Source organism: bacterium, assembly GCA_016873475.1.
Classification (GTDB): domain Bacteria; phylum Krumholzibacteriota; class Krumholzibacteriia; order JACNKJ01; family JACNKJ01; genus VGXI01.
This window is the reverse complement of the sequence record VGXI01000301.1, coordinates 1-3,056: the sequence shown is the minus strand read 5'-3', so window position 1 is coordinate 3,056 and position 3,056 is coordinate 1. Positions and strand designations below refer to the sequence as shown.

2 protein-coding genes are annotated in these 3,056 nt (G+C 69.0%); one reads left to right on the top strand and one right to left on the bottom strand.

What is annotated here, in order from left to right; all coding sequences use genetic code 11:
• The first annotated feature begins 105 nt into the window (after positions 1-105).
• The gene (locus FJ251_15015; protein ID MBM4119012.1) at positions 106-876 is read left to right on the top strand and encodes a hypothetical protein; all 771 of its coding nucleotides are present in this window, start codon (positions 106-108) and stop codon (positions 874-876) included.
• Positions 877-1,108: 232 nt separating this feature from the next.
• Here the strand turns inward: FJ251_15015 and FJ251_15010 are convergent, their stop codons facing one another.
• Complete coding sequence (locus FJ251_15010; protein MBM4119011.1) at positions 1,109-2,896, bottom strand: hypothetical protein; 1,788 nt, start codon at positions 2,894-2,896, stop codon at positions 1,109-1,111.
• Positions 2,897-3,056: the final 160 nt, after the last annotated feature.

Below are 3,056 nucleotides of genomic sequence, written 5' to 3'. Positions count from 1 at the left end.
TTTGCCGCGCAGGTGGCGGCGCTCACGCCGGGCTGAGGAAAGTCGAGCGAAGCCGCCAACTCGATTGCGACGACAAGACCCCCAGCAAGCGGCTCGCGGTCACGCGTGATCGCCGGCTCGCCGCGCGCAATCGGAACGGCCTGCGATCGGCAGGGCGGCACGGAGATCGCGGATGTCCCGGAGGGTTTCGCGCTCCGTTTCAGCGCCATCGCGGGCGAAGAGGGCGCCGACCTCGATCAGGTGCTCTGGACCCTGGGCAAGCGCCAGGGCGACGCGCTGCGGGGCGAGGCGCCGGCGCGCGTGGCCGTGCTGGACGCGGACGCGCTCGCGGCCCTCGACGAACCCTGCTTGCGGGCCTACGGCTACGACGCCGATCGCCGCCTGCGCTGGGTTCGCTACGAGGTTCTCGATCTCACCGCCGACGGCGCCGAGCTGCGCCTGCGGCCTCTGGATCTGCAGCAGGGCTTTCCGATGCCGCCGCCCTATCCCAACCACGCCTTGACCAGCAGCTACCGCATCTTCGCCGCCCGGGACACGCTGCGCGACGCCGAGGGCATCCCCCTCTGCCGCATCTGGTGTTTCGACGAGCCCGTCTACTTCACCCACTGGATCGACAAGGTCATCCTCTCCAACTTCGAGAACTACCTGATCAGCGGCGCCGACTCCTGCAAGGCGCGGGCGATCACCCTGACCGACTGGCTCCTGGCGCGGGCCCTGCCCACGCCCCTGGACGGCCTGACCCTCTCGGTCCTGCTGCGCGCGCACCTGCTCACGGGGGAGGAGCGCTACCTCTCGGCGGCAGAGGCGGCGATGCGCGCGGCGAGGTCGCCACGGGACATCCAGGCGGCTCGATCATCGTCACGCCGGGCGATCTGATCTGGCTGGAGGAGTACCCCAGCTTCCCGCCCCAGCACACGCTCAACGGCGCGATCTACGGCCTCTGGGGATCGATCGCCACCGTGAGCTACCACTCGCGCGCTGCTACGAACCACCGAGGCTGCCCCGGAACGGGCCGCGGGCGGCGAGGCCAGCGCCGATCGGTTGGGGAAAGGGATGTGGACCGCCCGGACTGCAAGTGGCATGCTCTTCGCCGCTCGCCACACGGCGCTCAGCCCTGGTCCAGCGCGCGCAGGAGGGAGGTGAGTCCACCCCCGGTGGTGACCGTCCGGCAGGGGATGCCTGCGGCGTCGCAGAGGTCCCGGAAGTCGTTGATATTGTGGCCGGCGAAGCGGATGAGGAGGAGCACCACGTCAATGCCACCGGCGCGGATGGCGGCCGCGGCCGCCTCGCTCTCGCCCCGGCCACGGTAGAACTCGTACCAGCGCGCTTCGCTGAGCGCGAGGCTCTCCTCGAGACCGACTCTCGTCTCTTCCTTGCGCAGCCCGCCGATCACGGCCAAGATCTTCCCTTGCCAGCGCGCTTTGAGCTTCGCGGCGAGCTCGTCAGCGATTCGCGGCTCCTCAGGCGGGGTGATCGCCTGTACCGCCTTGAAGTCAACGCCGGCACGCTCTAGCGCTCGCCGTAGATTCCGGAAGTCACGACCCATTGCAACCAGCGCCGCAAAAGGCTTGACCGCGGTAATGAACTCCGCGGACTGGTTGCCGTCCGCATCCACGCCGGCGAGGATCGTCTCGCGCAGGTACTCCTGCTGGCCGGGCTCATTCATCCATGACGCATCGTCGCGGAGTTCGGCGAGCTCCTCGATCACCCGACGGAGTACGTCCTCGCGGTGCTGGCGCGCGGCTTCTGCCTTCAGTTCGCGGTCCCGCTGCTGCTGCGCGGCTTCCGCCCGGCTTACCTTCTCCCGGAGGTCCTCGTCCCGGGCTTCCGAGAGCTTCTCCTTCCACTTCTCGAGATAGGCGTCCCAGTCTGTGGTGAAGTTCCGGTTGAGCGCATCGAAGTAGTGGTCCAGGTGCAAGTCCTTGCGCGCGGCGTTCACGCAGCCGAAGGTAAGATAGATCTCCCGGTCCAGCGCCTCGTCGAGGCTGTGCTCGTCCTGCAGCTTCCGCAGCTTCCCGAGCCAGATTGAGAGCTGGACGATCTGTTCGCGGGTGCCCAGGTGCGACAGCCCGCGGATGCCGGCGGCGATCTCCTTCACGAGCCCGGTCGCGTCCCGCTGCACGATAGCGTGGCGATCGCGCTCCAGGACCTCGCGCTCGAGTTGGATGGCCCGGTCCCGGACGCGGCCACCCGACTCCGGGTCGCCGGTCTCAAGACGTCGCGCCACCTGCTTCCAGAAGCGCGTGACCGCGGGGAGGTGCTCCGTCCGGCCCGCGGCGCGTGCTTCCGCCGAGAACTTCATCCAAAGCTCCTCGGCCCAGGCCATCGCGGTCATGTCCAGGGAGAGGATTTCGTTCAGGGAAGCCTCGATGACTTCGCGGGAGGCCTCCGGACGAAGGCGCAGCTGGAGCTCGGACTGAAGCAGCCGGGCTCGCTCCTGTCGGCGCTGGCGCGCCTCCAGCAGGGCAGGGCTGTCGAGACGGGCGGCGAGCGCGTCCCGGTGCGTGCGTAGGCTCTCGAAGGCACCCAGGATTCGCCTGTGGCCCGCGCTCCCCAAGTTGCCGAGGCCGGCGAATTCGGCGAGGAGCGGCTCCAGCCGGCGAAGCTGCTCCTCGACTTCCTCGATCGCCTCCTCGAGCGCTCCCACCAGGCGCTCGGCCTGCTGCATGCGCTCGGACTCCCGGGCGGATCGGACTTCGCGGGCCTCGTCGAGCTCTTGCGCCAGCGAAGCGACCAGCGCATCGAAGTCGGCGATAGGGCTGGCCGGGAGCTCGGCCGCGATGAGCGCATCGAGGTCGGCGGCTCCAGCGTCGTGCACAGCGGGCTCGATGGGGTCCAGTGGAATCGGGGTACTCATGACAGGCGCGAGTATAGAGGTCGAGTGCACATCGATCAACCTCCTCCACGTCGAGTCCAAGGGCTCCCGGTTGCGCGCCGGCGGTGACATGGTCGGGCGCGCGGCACCAAGAGCGGCTCTGGATCGCCCGTGTGCAAGACCTTGCGGCGGGCCGGTCTTCACCTGAGCTCGGGCGTTTACTTCGGGCGCCTTCGCGCCG